This is a genomic window from Serpentinimonas sp. SMBJO2 (assembly GCF_056341105.1).
Genome location: NZ_CP150628.1, coordinates 259,562 through 273,473, shown reverse-complemented (window position 1 = coordinate 273,473; position 13,912 = coordinate 259,562). Strand labels below are relative to the sequence as shown.

The following is a 13,912-nucleotide window of genomic DNA, read 5'->3' as shown; positions in this document are numbered from 1 at the left end:
TTCGATGGCCTCGCAGCCCTCAGGTGGCCGACGGCTGCCTGGCCCACCAGGGCGCCAGCTGCTCCCACGGCATGGGCTTGGCGATGTGGTAGCCCTGTGCCCAGTCGCACCCCCAGGCTTGCAGCCGCTGCAGCGTGGCGGCGTCCTCCACCCCTTCGGCCACCACCCGCAGCCCGAGCTGGTGCGCCAGTTCGAGCGAGGATTGCACGATGGCGGCGTCGCGGCTGTCGCTGGCCATCTGGGCGATGAAGCTCTGATCGATCTTGAGCGTCTGCACCGGCAGCTGCTTGAGGTAGGTCAGGGACGAATAACCGGTGCCGTAGTCGTCGATCGCCAATTCGAGCCCCAGCGCGGCCAGCTGCTGCAGCGTGGCCAGAGCCCGCGCCGAGTCCTCCATCAGCGCGCTTTCGGTGATCTCGAGGCTGATCTGGCGGCTGTCGACGCCGTGGCGCCGCAGGCAGGCCGCCACGCGCTCGGCAAAGGCGGGGTCGAGCAGGTCGCGGGTCGAGACGTTGACGGCAATCGGGCACGCAAAGCCCTGCCGCTGCCATTGGGCGCAAGCCTGTGCGGCGGCTTCAATCACCCAGGTCGTGAGTTCGGTGATGAAACCGGTCTGTTCGGCAAAGGGAATGAAGCGCGCCGGGGCGATCAAGCCCTCGGTCGGGTGCTGCCAGCGCAGCAGCGCCTCGGCAGACGGCGCCCGTGCGCCATGCAGCGGCAGCTTGGGCTGCAGGTACAGGCGCAACTCGCCGCGTGCCATGCCGTCGCGCAGGGCACCGAGCAAAGACAGATCGGCCACCTGGCTGCGGTCGTGCTCGGGCATGAAGCACAACACGCCGGCGGTGCGCCGCTTGGCCTGGCGCATGGCCATTTCGGCGTGGTTGATCAGGGCGTCGGCGTCGCTGCCATTGCGCGGGCCTTCGGCCAGCCCGGCGCTGGCGCGCACATCGATGCGCTGGCCGCCGAGCACCACCCCGGCCGCCAGTTGCGCCAGAACCAGGCGCGCCTGCGTCAGCGCCTGATCCGCCGACAAACCCGTGAGCAGGAAACCAAACTCATCGCCACCCAGCCGCGCCAGCAGGTGCCCTTTGCCCACCGCCTCGCTCAGGCGCTGCGCGACGGCGCGCAACAGCTCGTCGCCAAAGGCGTAGCCCATGACCTCGTTGACGTGCTTGAAGCGGTCCAGGTTGAGCGTGAGCACCGACAAGGGCGGCTGGCCGGCGCGCTGCTGCCCCAGCGCCAATTCCACCGCCTCGACGAAGCGCTGCCGGTTCGGCAGGCCGGTGAGGCGGTCGCGGTAGGCCAGGCGCCGGATCTCGACCTGCTGCTCGGCCAGGCTCTGGCGCATGGCGTCGAAGCCGCGGCTGAGCTGTGCGACCTCGTCAAAGCCAGTGCTTGGCGGCAGGGGGGCGTCGAAGCGGCCCTGTTCCAGCGCCAGCGCCGCCTGTTGCAAGGTGGCCAAGGGCGCGGTGATGCGGCGCACGCTGCGCGCACTGGCCCAGGCAAACAACGCCAGGCCCATCAGGCTGAGCCCGCCCAGCCACAGCTGCAACTGGATGAACGGCAATTCGGCATCGGCCACCGAGCGCAGCAAGACGGTGTGCAGCTCGCCGCCCAGGACCGGCTGGCGCAGTTGCCGTTGAGCGTAGCGCTTGCCGTCGTACACCGCGTAGGCCGTGTCGGGTTGCGGCACCAGGCCGGCGGCTGGAGCCGCCAGGGTGCCAAAGACCAGGCGCGGCGGGTGGCTTTGGGCCGCGGCCGAAGCAAAAAGCGCCACGTGCACGTCCAGGTCGGCGTGCATCTGATCGGCCAGCGACTGCGCCAGCGCAAAGCCCATCAGCACCCAGCCTTGGATGCGGTTGTGTTCTTGATCCAGCACCGGCGCGACGACGAACTGATACGGGGCGTCGCCGAGCAGCGCCAACACCGAGCGGCTGCGGTCGCGGGTGGCGTGTTCGGCAACGGCGCGCAGCAAGCGCGACAGGGCGTCGGGGTCGTCGAGCCAGGGTGAGGCACTTGCTGCGTCGGCTTTGGGGCGGCTGTTTTGCGCCTGCGCCATCTGCGGGTAGGCGCTGTGTCTGAGCCAGAGCAGAAACACCGCGTCGAGCGGCTTGGTGGCTTGCAATTGCAGATCGGTGTCGAGCACGGCCGTGATCTGGGCCCCGATGCGCTCGCCCTCGAGCGCCAGCGCGGTCTCCATCTGGGCCAGGTCCTTGCGGCCCAGCGCCCGGCGCAGCTCGTGGTTGGCGGCCAGCAGGGCGGCGCTGTCGAGCAGCCGGGTGGACTCCTGGGCCAACAGGCTGCGCCAGACGCGCTCGGCGGCATGCAGTTCGTGCGTCCAGCGCCGGTCGGCCTGCTGGCTGATCAGCCCTTGCACCAGGGCAAACAGCAGCAGCAGCAGGGCCAGCACCAGGGTCACCGACGAAAAGACCAGTCGGGAGGTCAGGCGCTGGCGCTGCCACCAGGATAACAGGGCAAGGTTCACGTGAAGGGGCGATCAAATCGGGGTGGCGGTCAGATCCAGGCGAACCGCCGGCGCGGCTGGTGCAGCCGGCGCCGGTGTGGGCTGGGACGTTCGACCGAGGCGTGGCCACAGGCGTTTCAGGAGCGGGTACATGAGAGCAGCCTCGAAGTGGAAAAGTGGGTTGAGCGGTTCGAAGAGCCGTCGGGCCACCACATGGATCGTTGAGGCCGACACCCCCTTCATGAGCGACAACGCGGCATCGGCCGACTTATTCCGCCGGTTACACAAAATGACAAAGTCTGAGCGGCCAGGGCCCGATGGGAGCGCCCTCAGGCACGCGCCCGCGCCGGGCGCAGCCGTGGGTCGAGGGTCAGGAGCAGGCCGGGCTGACGCGCGGCAGGCCCCAGCCAAAGACCGGATCGCGGCCGGGAGCGCCCAGGTCTTGCAGGGCCATGCCCTGGCCGCTGAACCACTGCGCCGCGCTCAGGCGGTGCTCGTGCAGCGACTGCGACACCATGGCCACCAGGAAGGGCACCGCGTAAGAGGTGCCGCTGCGCTGCTGCAGCGTGCCCGCGCGGCCGACGGTGGGCAAGTCGGTGCCGGGCAGGGCAAAGCGGATGTGGCCGCCCTGGCTGGCGCGCCGGTACACCGCCTGGGACGGGGTGAGCGCCGTGACGGCCAGCGTGGCCGGGTGCGCCGCCGGAAACGCCGGCGCCGCCGCGCGCCCGCCATTGCCTGCTGCCGCCACCACCACCACCCCGCGCGTCCGGGCGCGCTCGAGGGCGGCGTCGAGCACGGCGTTGCGCGGGCCGGCCAGGCTCATGCCGACCACCTGCGCCCCCTGGCCCACCAGCCAGTCCAGGCTTTGCGCCAAACCGAAGGCATCGGCGCGGCTGTGGCCCGAAGCCAGGCGGTAAAACGGCGCCGCCGCCAGCAGGCGCGCGCGCGGCAGCAGCCCGGTGTAGCCGGCGCTAGGCTGGCCCACCAGCAAGGCGGCAATCGCGGTGCCGTGGTCGTCTTCGACCGCAGTCTGACCCGGGCCGAGCTTGTGCTGGCTGCGTATCTGCGCCCCGCGCAGCGTCGGGTGGTCGAGCTGCACGGCGGTGTCCACGATGCCGATCACCTGACGCCGGCCGCACCGGGCGCTGGCCGCCGGCCAGCCGATCGACTGTTTGAAGGCCGCGATGGGCTCGCTGCTGCGCGCCGCCGTGGGGCTGGCTGGGGTGCTGACCGGGGTTTGTGCCACTGCGTAGAGATGGTGCAGCGCGAAGGTCTGGCGCTCGAACGCGGCCAGGCGCCGGAGCGTGGCCTGGGCTTGCACACCGTGCAGGCGCAGCCGCACGACTTGCAGGCCGAGCGCGCGCAGGTTGCGGGTTTCGACGACTTCGACGCCTGTCAGCAGCCGGGCATAGGCCAGCGCAGCCGAACTGGGGTTGAGGGCCAGCAGTTCGTTGGGCAGGTGCTCGCCCGAGTCGCCCGAGGCCGCCCAAGCGGCAGCCAGGGGGGCGGGGTCTGCATCGTCGTCGCCATCATCATCATCTTGGTCGTCAGCGCCCGAAGCGTCGCTGTCGTCGCCGCCATCGTCACCGCCGCTGTCGCCCGCATCGCCGTCGCCGCCACCGCTGTCTCCGCCGCCGTCGCCGGCCCACACCCAACCGCCGCCCAAATCGGGGGGCGAACCGGCGGGGGCGATCCAGGCCAGCGGCCCCAGAAAACCCAGCACCGCCAGCAAGCCCATGCGGGCGTGCAGGCGCAGGCGGGCGGGCGCCAGGGGGCGCGCCGGGCCGGGGAGGGGTCGGGGGTTGGCAACCATTGCGCGCTAGACTCTAGCGCAAGACATCGATTCCGCCTAGCCGGTGCGGCCCGCCGCGGCGGTCATCGGGGGTAAGAATTTGTAACCCGGTTGGGAATAAATCCCGGCTCGACGCGTTGTCACTTGCAACAGACTTTGTATGGCGTCCTCTGATCCGCGTGCCGAACTCATCAGCCTGCTGCCGCGCTTGCGCCGCTTTGCCTACGGGCTGACCGGCGACGGGCACCAGGCCGACGATCTGGTGCAGGCCGGCTGCCTCAAGGCGATCGAGCGCTGGGATCAGTACCAGAGCGATACCAGTCTGGCCAGTTGGATGTTTCGCATCTTGCAGACCACCTGGCTCGACGAGTACCGCGCGCGCCAGCGCCAGCAGACCGAGTCGTGGGACGAGGGTTTCGATGAGTTGCTGGGCGACGATGGGCGCACGCTGCTGGAGGCGCGCAGCGAGGCCCGCGCCGTGCGCCGGCTGGTGGCCGAACTGCCCGAGGATCAGCGCGCGGTGCTGCTGCTGGTGGCGGTCGAGGGCCTGTCTTACAAAGAGGCGGCGGCGGTGTTGGAACTGCCCCTGGGCACGGTGATGAGCCGCCTGGCGCGGGCCAGGGCCCGACTGGCTGAGGGTCTGGGCGCCAAGGGACGGTAGCCGGGCGAAAAACGGGCGGAAAACGGGCGAAAAAAGGACGGTGCATGATGACGATCGACGCGACGACGCTGCTGGCCTATCTGGACGGTGAGCTCGAACACGAGGCCGACTACGAGCGCGTCGAGCAGGCGCTGCAGCAGGATGCAGGTTTGCGCGCGCGCCTGCAGGCGCTGGTGCAGCAGAGCGCCACCCTGCGCGCGGCCTACCGCGCCAAGCTCGAGGAGCCGGTGCCGCCGCGGCTGGTGGCGGCGATCCTGAACGCCCCTTGGCCGCAAGCGCAAGCGCTGGGGCAGCGCGCCCATCCGCAGTCGGTCGTGGCTGCGGCTGCGCAGCCCGCTGTCGCCGCCGACCCGGCGCAGCCCGGCCCGTGGCGGCGTCTGTGGCAGCGCTGGGTGGGCGCGCTGCTGGGCGGGACTGGTGGCAGCGGCAACCAGGGGATGGCAGGAGCCGGTGCCGGCGGTGCGGCTGGAGGGGGTGGCGCCGGTGCCGCGGCGGGCCGGGGCGCGGGTGCCGCCGCCTGGGCGCCGGGCCGGCTCTTGCAGGGCGTGGCGCTGGCCTCGCTGGTCTGGGTGGTGCTGGTGCTGTGGGTCTGGCCGCAGGCGGCGCCCACGGCGCCGCGCCCGCACTGGGCCCAGAGCGGCGCCCCGGTGCACGACGAGCGCGTGCTGACGGCGCTGCAGGCGGTGGCCAGCGCGCAAGTGGTGCGCATCGGCGCCGACACGCTCGAGGTGCTGGGCACCTTCGAGCGCGCACCGGGGCAGCATTGCCGCGAAGTGCAGGAGCTGCGCCTGGATGCCGGGGCACAGACCCAGATGCAAACGCTGGCGGTGCTGTGCCAGACCCCGGACAGCGGCTGGGCGGTGGCTTTTGGCGCCAGCGAAACCGTGCCTGTGGGTGCCTTCGAAACCGCCAGCGGAGCCCAGCAAGCGGCCTTGCAGGCGTTTTACGAAGGCTTGGGAGCGGTGCAGTTTTTGTCGGCTGAAGAAGAAAACGCGCGCCTGACGGCGGGCTGGCAGGGGCCGGCGCCGCGTCCCTGAGCTCTGGTCGGTCAGCCAGAGCCTATCAGGCCACCCATCAAGGCGCGCGCCACCCTCAACCCGCCGCTGCGGCGCGCTGCAGCCGGTCGCGCACGCCGTCCCAGGCTGGGTCGTCGGGTGGGGTTTCGACCCAGATCAGCCGCGTGCCGGGGCGGTCGAGCGCGCGCAGCACCGCAAACAGCTCGTGCGCGCAGGCGCTGGCCTGCTGCGGCATGCGTTCTTGCAACACATGGGCGCTGGCGCAGCGCAGCGGGCTGCGGCTGTAAATCGCCAGGTGGCGTGCGTCGGGGCCGAGCAGGTCGAGCGCGGTTTGCAGCTCGGGCGCGGGCAGCAGGCGCAGCCGGGCCCGCGGCGCGTAGTGCGCGCTCAGGGTGCCCGAGGCGCGCGGGGCCGCTGCATCGCGTGCGGCCAGTGGCTGGCCGGCGGCGGCCTCCAGGGTGCTGAGCGGCAGCACGCCGGGGCGCAGCAGCACCGGCTGGTTGCGGCTGCAGTCGATGATGGTCGATTCGATCCCCACTTGGCAGGGGCCAGCATCCAAAATCAGCAGTTCTTCGTCGCTCAGCAGGCCGGCAAACTCGGCCGCCACGTGCTCGGCGCGGGTCGGGCTCAAACGCCCAAAGCGGTTGGCGCTCGGGGCCGCCAGGCCCCGGATGCCCACCTGCAAGGCGGCTTGCAACACCGCTTGCGCCACCGGGTGCGCCGGGCAGCGCAGCCCGATGCTGCCTTGGCCACCGGCGGCGGCGCTGGCCACGCCGGGGCGGCGTGGCAGGATCAGCGTCAGCGGCCCGGGCCAGCAAGCGGCCATCAGGCGCTGGGCAAAGTCGGGGCAGGCGCGGGTGTAATGCGCCAGCGCCGGCTGCCAGTGCGCGGGCAGGCTGCCGCCCACATGCACGATCAAAGGATGGTCGGCCGGCCGGCCCTTGGCGGCGTAGATGCGCGCCACCGCCTCGGGCGCATCGGCATCGGCCGCCAGGCCATACACGGTTTCGGTGGGCAGGGCGAGCAGGCGGCCGGCCTGCAACTGGGCGCAGGCGCGCTGCAGCACGGGCTCTGCGGGCCCAGCAGCCGTTGCGCTGGCTAGGGCGCGCGCGTCCAGCGTCAGGGCCACGGCTCGATGCCCAGTAGCGCTGCGGCGGCGAGCGCCGTTGCGCGCACCTGCGGCGCGCTGGCGCCGGTGAGCGTTAGGTGCCCCATCTTGCGGCCGGGGCGTGCCTCGAGCTTGCCGTACAGGTGCAAGTGCGCGCCGGGCAGCGCCAGCACGGCGGCCCAGTCGGGGCTGCGCGGCTGGCCTTGGGCGTCAAACCACAGTTCGCCCAGCAGATTGAGCATGAGCGCCGGGCTGTGCTGGCGCGGCGCCACCAGGGGCAGGCCGGCCAGGGTGCGCACCTGCAGCTCGAACTGCGACACGTCGCAGGCGTCGAGCGTGTAGTGGCCGCTGTTGTGCGGGCGCGGGGCCATCTCGTTGAGCACCAGCGCACCCTCGGCGCTGCCGTCGTCGATGACAAAAAACTCGACGCACAGCACGCCCACGTAGCCCAGCTGAGCGGCGATCAGGGCGCTGGCCGACGCGGCGCGTGCGGCGAGCCCGGCGGGCAGGTTGCCGGGGCAGGCCTCGGTGAGCGCCAGAATGCCGTTGCGGTGCAGGTTGCGCTGCGGCGGGTAGTGCACCACCTGGCCGTCGCGGCCCCGCGCCACCAGCACCGACAGCTCGGCTCTGAGGGGCAGCAAGCGCTCGAGCACGCACGGCACACCGCCCAAGCGCTGCCATGCGGCCTGCAGCTCGGCGCGGGTGTGCACCCGCTGCTGGCCTTTGCCGTCGTAGCCCAGGCGTGCGGTTTTGAGGATGCCGGGCAGCAGCGCCGCGGGGGCGGCCTGCAACTGGGCCTCGGTCTCGATGACCGCGTAAGGCGCCGGGCCCACGCCGGCTGGCTGGGCGCAGGCGCTGAAATGGGCTTTTTCGGCGATGCGGTCCTGGGCCAGCGCCACCGCAGCAGCGGCTGGGGCCACCACGCGCCGCTGCGCCAGCCAGCGCAGGGCCGCGGCCGGCACGTTCTCGAACTCGGTGGTGATGGCGTCGCAGCGCTGCGCCAGCTGCTCGAGGCCCAGCGGGTCGGCGTAATCGGCCTGGATGTGCTGCGGGCAGGCTTGGGCGGCGGGGCTGTGGTCTTCTGGCTCCAGCACCGCGCAGGCGTAGCCCAGCCTTTGTGCCGCCTGCACGAACATGCGCCCGAGCTGCCCCCCACCCAGCACGCCCAGGGTGCAGGGCTGGCCCGCATGGCCCAGGCTGCCGGGCAGCAGGGGCGGTGGCAACGATGGGGCTGCGCTGGCCACGCCCACGGCGGCACATGCGCTGGCCGGGCAGTCCACGTGGCCTACGCGGTCAGGGCCGTTCATGGGTTGGGCTGCGGCGGCGGCAGCGTCATGGCGCGTGCGGCCGCGGTCTGGGCGGCGCGAAAGGCTTGCAGGCGCTGCAGCAGCGCCGGGTCGTGCAGGGCCAGCATGGCGACGGCAAACAGCGCCGCGTTGGCGGCCCCGGCGGTGCCGATGGCAAAGGTGGCCACCGGGATGCCTTTGGGCATCTGCACGATGCTGTGCAGCGAATCCACGCCCCCCAGCGCCTTGCCCGCCACCGGCACGCCGAGCACCGGCAGCGTGGTTTTGGCCGCCAGCATGCCCGGCAGGTGCGCGGCGCCACCGGCACCGGCGATGATCGCCTGCAGCCCGCGCCCGGCCGCGCTTTCGGCGTAGGCAAACATATCGTCGGGCATGCGGTGCGCCGAGAGCACGCGCGCCTCGTGCGCCACGCCCAGCTGCTGCAAAATCTCGACGGCGTGGCGCATCGTCTCCCAGTCGGAACTGGAGCCCATGACCACGCCGATCTGCACGGTTGCGTTCATAAAATAGTCGATCGAAGCTGCGGGCTTCAACCGAGATAGTCCATTGGGCGCACCAGCGGTGCGGCGTTGAAAGGGGCCGGCGCAGCCCGCTGTGAGGGGCGCATCCGGTGCAAGCGCTTGATTTTAAGGCGTGGCCGTGCCGCCACCGCTTTGGGCGACAATGTCAGGTGCCGGGCCTTGCAGTGCCCCAATCTTTTGCCCCCCTTTTTCTGCGGTACACCGCCCCACGCCATGATCGACGTCACCCTTGCCAATTTCGAGTCCGAAGTCATCGCCGCTTCTGCGCAGGTGCCGGTGCTGGTGGATTTTTGGGCCCCTTGGTGCGGGCCTTGCCGCACCCTCGGCCCGTTGCTGGAAAAGCTCGAAGCCGCCTACCAGGGCCGCTTCAAGCTGGTGAAGATCGACTCCGACCAACAGCAGCAACTGGCGGCGGCCTTTGGCATCCGCAGCATCCCCACCTGCGTGCTGCTGATCGACGGCCAGCCGGTCGATGGCTTCACCGGGGCGCTGCCCGAGAGCCAGCTGCGCGCCTTCCTCGACAAGCACCTGCCCGAGCTCGACAGCGCGCCGCAAGACGAAGCGCCCGAGCCCGCCGACCTGAGCGCCGAAGAACAGCTGGCGCGGCTGCTGCAGCGCCTGCAACAGGAGCCGGGCAACCACGATCTGCGCTTCGATTGCGTGCGCCACCTGATCGCCCACGGGCAGTTTGAGCAAGCCGAGCTGGCGCTGGCCCCGGCGCTGGCGCAGATTCCGCTGCAGCTGCGTTTCGAGGCCTTGTCGCACTGGCTCAACGCGCTGCTGTTTTGCAGCACCGACGAGCGCGGCCAGTGGCCGCTGGAGCGCTTCGACGAACTGATCGCGCACGACAAGCGCGATTTCGAGGCCCGCATGGCCAAGAGCCGGCTGCTGATCGCCTTGGGCGAATGGCCGGCGGCGCTCGACGAACTGCTCGAGATCATCCAGCGCGACCGCCGCTGGGCCAACGAGCTGGCGCGCAAGACCTACATCGGGCTGCTGGAGCTGATGACGCCGCCCGCGCCCAAAGCCGACCCAGCGCAAGCGGGCAAAAGCGCCGGCGGCATCGAGCTCGCCGGCAAGGCGCTGCAAGCCACCGATCCGCAAAGCGAACTGGTGGCGCGCTACCGCCGCCGCCTGAGCATGGCGCTGAACTAAGGGGATTCAGGGCCGCTGCGGGGCGGCCGGAGCGGCCGGAGCATGACCGTGCGCATGCCCGTGCCCGCCCGGCGCCGCTTGCGCGCCGTGACCTTGGCCGTGGGCACCGTGGCCATGCGCGCCATGCCCATGCGCCCCCGTTGCCGCTGCCCCGAGCGGGCGCACCGGCGCTTCGATGGTCTGGGTGAAGCGCTGGCGGTTGGCGTCTTCGAACACCAGCGTGATGGCCACGCGCTCGCCGGCGTTCAGGGTTTGGCGCAGCTGCATCAGCATCACGTGGTAGCCGCCGGGCCGCAGCTCGACCGCTTGTCCGGCCGGCAAATCGAGGCCGGCGATGGCGCGCATGCGCATGACATCGTTGACCAGCGCCATTTCGTGGATTTCGGTCAGGCCGGCCACGGGTGAGCTGGCCGCCACCAGCCGCGCGTTCTGGCTGGCGCTCAGGCGCATGAAGGCTCCGGTGGCCTGTTGCTGCGCCACGGTGGCGCGCACCCACGGTTCGCTCACCGTCACCACCGGGGTTTGCGCCGCAGCCGGGCCGACCAAGGCAAACCCAGCCAGCGCCAAAGCAAAAAAGAAAGCTCGCATATCGTACTCCTAGAATTTCAAAATCTGACCAGTCGTGAGCCACCAGCCCGCCAGCCCCTCATTCGGGGAGCGGGGGCAGACCACATCAAAAAAACAAAAATTGGATAACGCCGGTTCAAAGGCGCACAGCCAGCCCGGCAGGGGGTGCGCGCGCCTGCGCGGGCGGCCAGCCTTGCGGGTGGCCGACGCACTGCGCCGCTTGGGCGGCGAGGGCGCGGCGGGCAACTGGGGCGTGCAAAACCGGCGCGGTTGCAGGCCCCAGCGCCTGCGCGACTTGGTGTTTGAGGCACCAATCGCAGGCCGGTGCGGCGGCTGGTTCGTGTGCGGGGTCGGCGGCGGCAGGCGCTGGCGCGGCCAGCTTGGCCTGCCAATCGGCGCGCACCCAAACCATGCCGCTGCCGCTGCACACCTGCACCCAGCCCTCGCGCAGCGGCTGCGCCAGCACGCTCTGGCTCAGCGCCGGCAACAACGCCGCCAGCCACAGCAGGCCCAGCGCGAACCAAGCGAGCGAACGGCGGCGTAGGGCTTGGAGCGGCATGGGTTGGGCCCTAAACTGCGACGCCCTAGCCCAGCAGCCGCTGCAGCGCGTCGCGGTACTTGGCGGCGGTCTGCGCGATCACTTCGGGCGGCAGCGTGGGGGCGGGGGCGCTTTTGTTCCACGGCTGGCCGGCCACCGTCGCCGTCTCGAGCCAGTCGCGCAGATACTGCTTGTCAAAGCTCGGCGGGTTGGCGCCGGGGCGGTACTGCTCCAGCGGCCAGTAGCGCGAGCTGTCGGGGGTCAGCACCTCGTCCATCAGCACCAGTCGGCCCTGGGCGTCGAGCCCGAACTCAAACTTGGTGTCGGCGATGATGATGCCCTTGCCCAGCGCATGCGCCGCCGCCGCCCGGTACAGCCCGATCGACACGCGCCGAATCTGCTCGGCCAGCTCGGGGCCGATCATCTGCACCGTCTGCTCGAAGGTGATGTTCTCGTCGTGCTCGCCCTGCGCCGCCTTGGCCGCGGGGGTGTAAATGGGCTCGGGCAGCTGCGCGGCGTTGACCAAGCCCGGCGGCAGGGCCACACCGCAGACGCGGCCGCTGCTTTGGTATTCTTTCCAGCCGCTGCCGGCCAGATAGCCGCGCACCACCGCCTCCACGGGAATCGGGCGCAGGCGCTGCACCAGCATCGAGCGGCCGCGCACCAAGGGCCGCTCGTCCGCGCTGACCACGCTCTCGGGGTCGGCGCCGGTGAGGTGGTTGGGGCACAGCCCCAGGCGGCTCAGGTGCTCGAACCAAAACAGGCTCAGGCGCGTGAGCAGTTCGCCCTTGCCGGGGATGGGCTGCTCCATCACCACATCGAAGGCGCTGATGCGGTCCGAGGCCAGCATCAGGATGCGGTCGTCGCCCACGGCGTAGTTGTCGCGCACCTTGCCGCGCGCCAGCAGCGGCAGGGATTGGAGGGTGGAGGTGTGCAGGGTTTGCGTCATGGTTTGCGAGTGTAGCGCCAGCGCAGCAGGCGCCGCCGTGCCCACATCAAGCCCTAAATCACCTAAATCAGGCCCCAAACTAGGCCGCCTGCAGCGCAGCCGAGCCTTGAACGTTGAACGCCCCCATGGTCTCATCGAGACGCTGGGCCTGTTGGTGCAAAGCCGCGGCCGTGGCTTGCGAGCGCTGCACCACGGTGGCGCTGGTGCTGGCGGTCTGGTTCAGGGCTTCGACGGCTTGGTCTAGCTGCTGTGCGCTGGCGCGCTGCTGCGCCGTGGCCTGGGCGATCGAGCCCATGAGGCTGGAGAGCTCGGCCACCGAATCGACCACGCGCTGCATGGTCTGGCCGGCGTTTTCGGCCGCTGCCGAGCCGGTTTGCACGCGCTGGGTCGAGGTTTCGATGAGCTGCTTGACCTCGCGCGCCGCCTGCGTGCTGCGCTGCGCCAGGCTGCGCACCTCACCGGCCACCACGGCAAAGCCGCGCCCTTGTTCGCCCGCACGGGCCGCCTCCACGGCGGCGTTGAGCGCCAGAATGTTGGTCTGGAACGCAATGCCGTCGATCACGCTCACGATTTCGGCAATGCGCTTCGAGGCCTCGCCGATGCGCTGCATCTCTTGCACCACCGAGCCCACCGCCTGCCCGCCCTCCGAGGCGATGTTGGCCGCCTTGCTGGCCAGCTGGCTCACGTTGTTGGCGCTGCTGGCGCTGGTCTCGATGGCGGCAGCCATGCTGCGCGCGTGAACGGCGCTGGATTCGATGGCGCTGATCTGCTGATCGGTGGCCGCGAGCAGATCGGTGCTGGTGTGGTCGAGCTGCGCCGCCGCGCTCGACACACCGGTCGAAGTCTGACGCACGCGCGCCACCACCTGGCTGAGGCGCTGCTCCATGTCGGCGATCGATGCAAAGAGCGAAGCGAATTCGTCGCCTTGCACCGGGGGCTCGGCCTGGTGGTTGCGCGCATTAGCGATGCGGAAGGTGACTTTTTGCGCCCGGGCAAACGAGGCCCGCATGGTGCGCATGAAGGTGTGGGCGTTGTAAGCCGCCACCACAAACACCAGCAGCGTGGCCAAGGCCAGCGCCAGCTTGGTGTTGAAGGCGATGCGGTCGGTGCCGGCCAGCTGCTCATCGACCAGCTGCTGCTGCCACGCGCGCTGCTCGGCCATGTGCTGCAAAACCCGGTCGCGCGCCGGTACCAGATCGGTGTTCAATAGGGTGAAAGCCGCCGCTGCGTTGCCGGCCTGAATTTGGCCCGCCACCTGCTGGGCTTGGCGCCAAAACTCGGTGTCGGCCGAGCGGATTTGGGCAAAGATTTCGCGCCCGCGGTCGTCATCTAGGTTGGTCTCGAAGGCTTGCAGCAGATCGAGCTTTTGTTGCCTGAAGGTGCCCAGGCGGTCAAGGCTGGCCCGAACCTCGTCGGCGCTGGTCACCAGCATGGCTTGGCGCGCCTCGAGCGAGATGCGAAGCATCAGCACTTGCGCGTCCGAGATGCGCTCGACTTGCGGCATGAAGCGCTGCGCCAAGCGCTCGGACTGGTTTTCGAGGTGGCTCAAGATCAACCAACTGGCCGTCGAGGTGGCGGCCAAGGTGGAAAAAAGCAAAACGACGGTGAAAACCAGTTTGCGGCCCAGCGAGCGCGATTGCGGTGAGGTGCGAAGGTTCATGCTTCAAGCTCGGTAAGGTCAAAGGTGTCGGTGCAGCCGTAGGAGCTTGCTGCTGTGGGACACCACCACCCAAGCCCGAGCCGGCGCGTGGGCATTATGCCGCCGCACCGTGTCTTCGATGCACAGGCATGTGTTTAGCCTTGCGCACCAAACCCGCAAAACTGTACCAAAGTC

General features: G+C 70.3%; 12 protein-coding genes and 1 pseudogene. 3 read left to right on the top strand and 10 right to left on the bottom strand.

Annotated features, from left to right (window positions below):
• Window positions 1–19: 19 nt before the first annotated feature.
• Both AAAZ40_RS01195 and AAAZ40_RS01190 read right to left on the bottom strand, forming a co-directional pair.
• On the bottom strand, window positions 20–2,485 hold the full coding sequence (locus AAAZ40_RS01195) for a putative bifunctional diguanylate cyclase/phosphodiesterase (protein WP_476660789.1): 2,466 nt from the start codon (window positions 2,483–2,485) through the stop codon (window positions 20–22).
• A 349-nt stretch (window positions 2,486–2,834) separates the two neighbouring features.
• A complete protein-coding gene (locus tag AAAZ40_RS01190; protein ID WP_476660788.1) occupies window positions 2,835–4,277 on the bottom strand; it encodes a S8 family serine peptidase in 1,443 nt (480 codons plus the stop codon).
• Window positions 4,278–4,416: 139 nt separating this feature from the next.
• Here AAAZ40_RS01190 and AAAZ40_RS01185 point away from each other — a divergent pair, with 139 nt between their 5' ends.
• Window positions 4,417–4,917, top strand: a complete 501-nt coding sequence (locus AAAZ40_RS01185; protein WP_476660787.1) for an RNA polymerase sigma factor — start codon at window positions 4,417–4,419, stop codon at window positions 4,915–4,917.
• A 44-nt stretch (window positions 4,918–4,961) separates the two neighbouring features.
• On the top strand, window positions 4,962–5,954 hold the full coding sequence (locus AAAZ40_RS01180) for an anti-sigma factor family protein (protein WP_476660786.1): 993 nt from the start codon (window positions 4,962–4,964) through the stop codon (window positions 5,952–5,954).
• Between the two features lie 55 nt (window positions 5,955–6,009).
• Here the strand turns inward: AAAZ40_RS01180 and AAAZ40_RS01175 are convergent, their stop codons facing one another.
• The 3 genes from AAAZ40_RS01175 to purE are packed head-to-tail and all read right to left on the bottom strand — an operon-like array spanning window position 6,010 to window position 8,851.
• A complete protein-coding gene (locus AAAZ40_RS01175) occupies window positions 6,010–7,056 on the bottom strand; it encodes an L-threonylcarbamoyladenylate synthase (RefSeq protein ID WP_476661653.1) in 1,047 nt (348 codons plus the stop codon).
• A complete protein-coding gene (locus AAAZ40_RS01170; RefSeq protein ID WP_476660785.1) occupies window positions 7,053–8,348 on the bottom strand; it encodes a 5-(carboxyamino)imidazole ribonucleotide synthase in 1,296 nt (431 codons plus the stop codon). Before AAAZ40_RS01170 ends, AAAZ40_RS01175 begins: the two co-directional genes overlap by 4 nt.
• Window positions 8,345–8,851 carry a 5-(carboxyamino)imidazole ribonucleotide mutase gene (gene purE, locus AAAZ40_RS01165; RefSeq protein WP_476660784.1) on the bottom strand — a complete coding sequence of 169 codons (507 nt, stop codon included), beginning with the start codon at window positions 8,849–8,851 and terminating at the stop codon, window positions 8,345–8,347. Before purE ends, AAAZ40_RS01170 begins: the two co-directional genes overlap by 4 nt.
• Window positions 8,852–9,082: 231 nt before the next feature.
• Between purE and trxA the strand changes: the two genes are divergently transcribed.
• Window positions 9,083–10,024, top strand: a complete 942-nt coding sequence (trxA, locus tag AAAZ40_RS01160) for a thioredoxin (protein WP_476660783.1) — start codon at window positions 9,083–9,085, stop codon at window positions 10,022–10,024.
• A gap of 6 nt (window positions 10,025–10,030) precedes the next feature.
• Here trxA and AAAZ40_RS01155 read toward each other — a convergent pair whose 3' ends face one another.
• The 5 genes and pseudogenes from AAAZ40_RS01155 to AAAZ40_RS01135 all read right to left on the bottom strand — a co-directional run.
• The gene (locus tag AAAZ40_RS01155; RefSeq protein ID WP_476660782.1) at window positions 10,031–10,612 is read right to left on the bottom strand and encodes a copper chaperone PCu(A)C; all 582 of its coding nucleotides are present in this window, start codon (window positions 10,610–10,612) and stop codon (window positions 10,031–10,033) included.
• A 115-nt stretch (window positions 10,613–10,727) separates the two neighbouring features.
• Window positions 10,728–11,150, bottom strand: a complete 423-nt coding sequence (locus AAAZ40_RS01150) for a DUF2946 family protein (protein ID WP_476660781.1) — start codon at window positions 11,148–11,150, stop codon at window positions 10,728–10,730.
• Window positions 11,151–11,175: 25 nt separating this feature from the next.
• Complete coding sequence (locus AAAZ40_RS01145; RefSeq protein ID WP_476660780.1) at window positions 11,176–12,078, bottom strand: phosphoribosylaminoimidazolesuccinocarboxamide synthase; 903 nt, start codon at window positions 12,076–12,078, stop codon at window positions 11,176–11,178.
• A gap of 79 nt (window positions 12,079–12,157) precedes the next feature.
• The gene (locus AAAZ40_RS01140) at window positions 12,158–12,805 is read right to left on the bottom strand and encodes a methyl-accepting chemotaxis protein (protein ID WP_476661652.1); all 648 of its coding nucleotides are present in this window, start codon (window positions 12,803–12,805) and stop codon (window positions 12,158–12,160) included.
• 414 nt (window positions 12,806–13,219) lie between these two features.
• A pseudogene (locus AAAZ40_RS01135) lies at window positions 13,220–13,738 on the bottom strand (MCP four helix bundle domain-containing protein); the annotation flags it as partial.
• Between the last annotated feature and the right edge of the window lie 174 nt (window positions 13,739–13,912).

Excerpts from the sequence above, each read along its gene's own strand:
- AAAZ40_RS01185 (WP_476660787.1), top strand. The coding sequence starts at position 4,417 with ATGGCGTCCTCTGATCCGCGTGCCGAACTCATCAGCCTGCTGCCGCGC.
- AAAZ40_RS01190 (WP_476660788.1), bottom strand. The coding sequence starts at position 4,277 with ATGGTTGCCAACCCCCGACCCCTCCCCGGCCCGGCGCGCCCCCTGGCG.
- AAAZ40_RS01170 (WP_476660785.1), bottom strand. The coding sequence starts at position 8,348 with ATGAACGGCCCTGACCGCGTAGGCCACGTGGACTGCCCGGCCAGCGCA.
- AAAZ40_RS01155 (WP_476660782.1), bottom strand. The coding sequence starts at position 10,612 with ATGCGAGCTTTCTTTTTTGCTTTGGCGCTGGCTGGGTTTGCCTTGGTC.
- trxA (WP_476660783.1), top strand. The coding sequence starts at position 9,083 with ATGATCGACGTCACCCTTGCCAATTTCGAGTCCGAAGTCATCGCCGCT.
- AAAZ40_RS01180 (WP_476660786.1), top strand. The coding sequence starts at position 4,962 with ATGATGACGATCGACGCGACGACGCTGCTGGCCTATCTGGACGGTGAG.
- purE (WP_476660784.1), bottom strand. The coding sequence starts at position 8,851 with ATGAACGCAACCGTGCAGATCGGCGTGGTCATGGGCTCCAGTTCCGAC.
- AAAZ40_RS01145 (WP_476660780.1), bottom strand. The coding sequence starts at position 12,078 with ATGACGCAAACCCTGCACACCTCCACCCTCCAATCCCTGCCGCTGCTG.
- AAAZ40_RS01150 (WP_476660781.1), bottom strand. The coding sequence starts at position 11,150 with ATGCCGCTCCAAGCCCTACGCCGCCGTTCGCTCGCTTGGTTCGCGCTG.
- AAAZ40_RS01140 (WP_476661652.1), bottom strand. The coding sequence starts at position 12,805 with ATGGCTGCCGCCATCGAGACCAGCGCCAGCAGCGCCAACAACGTGAGC.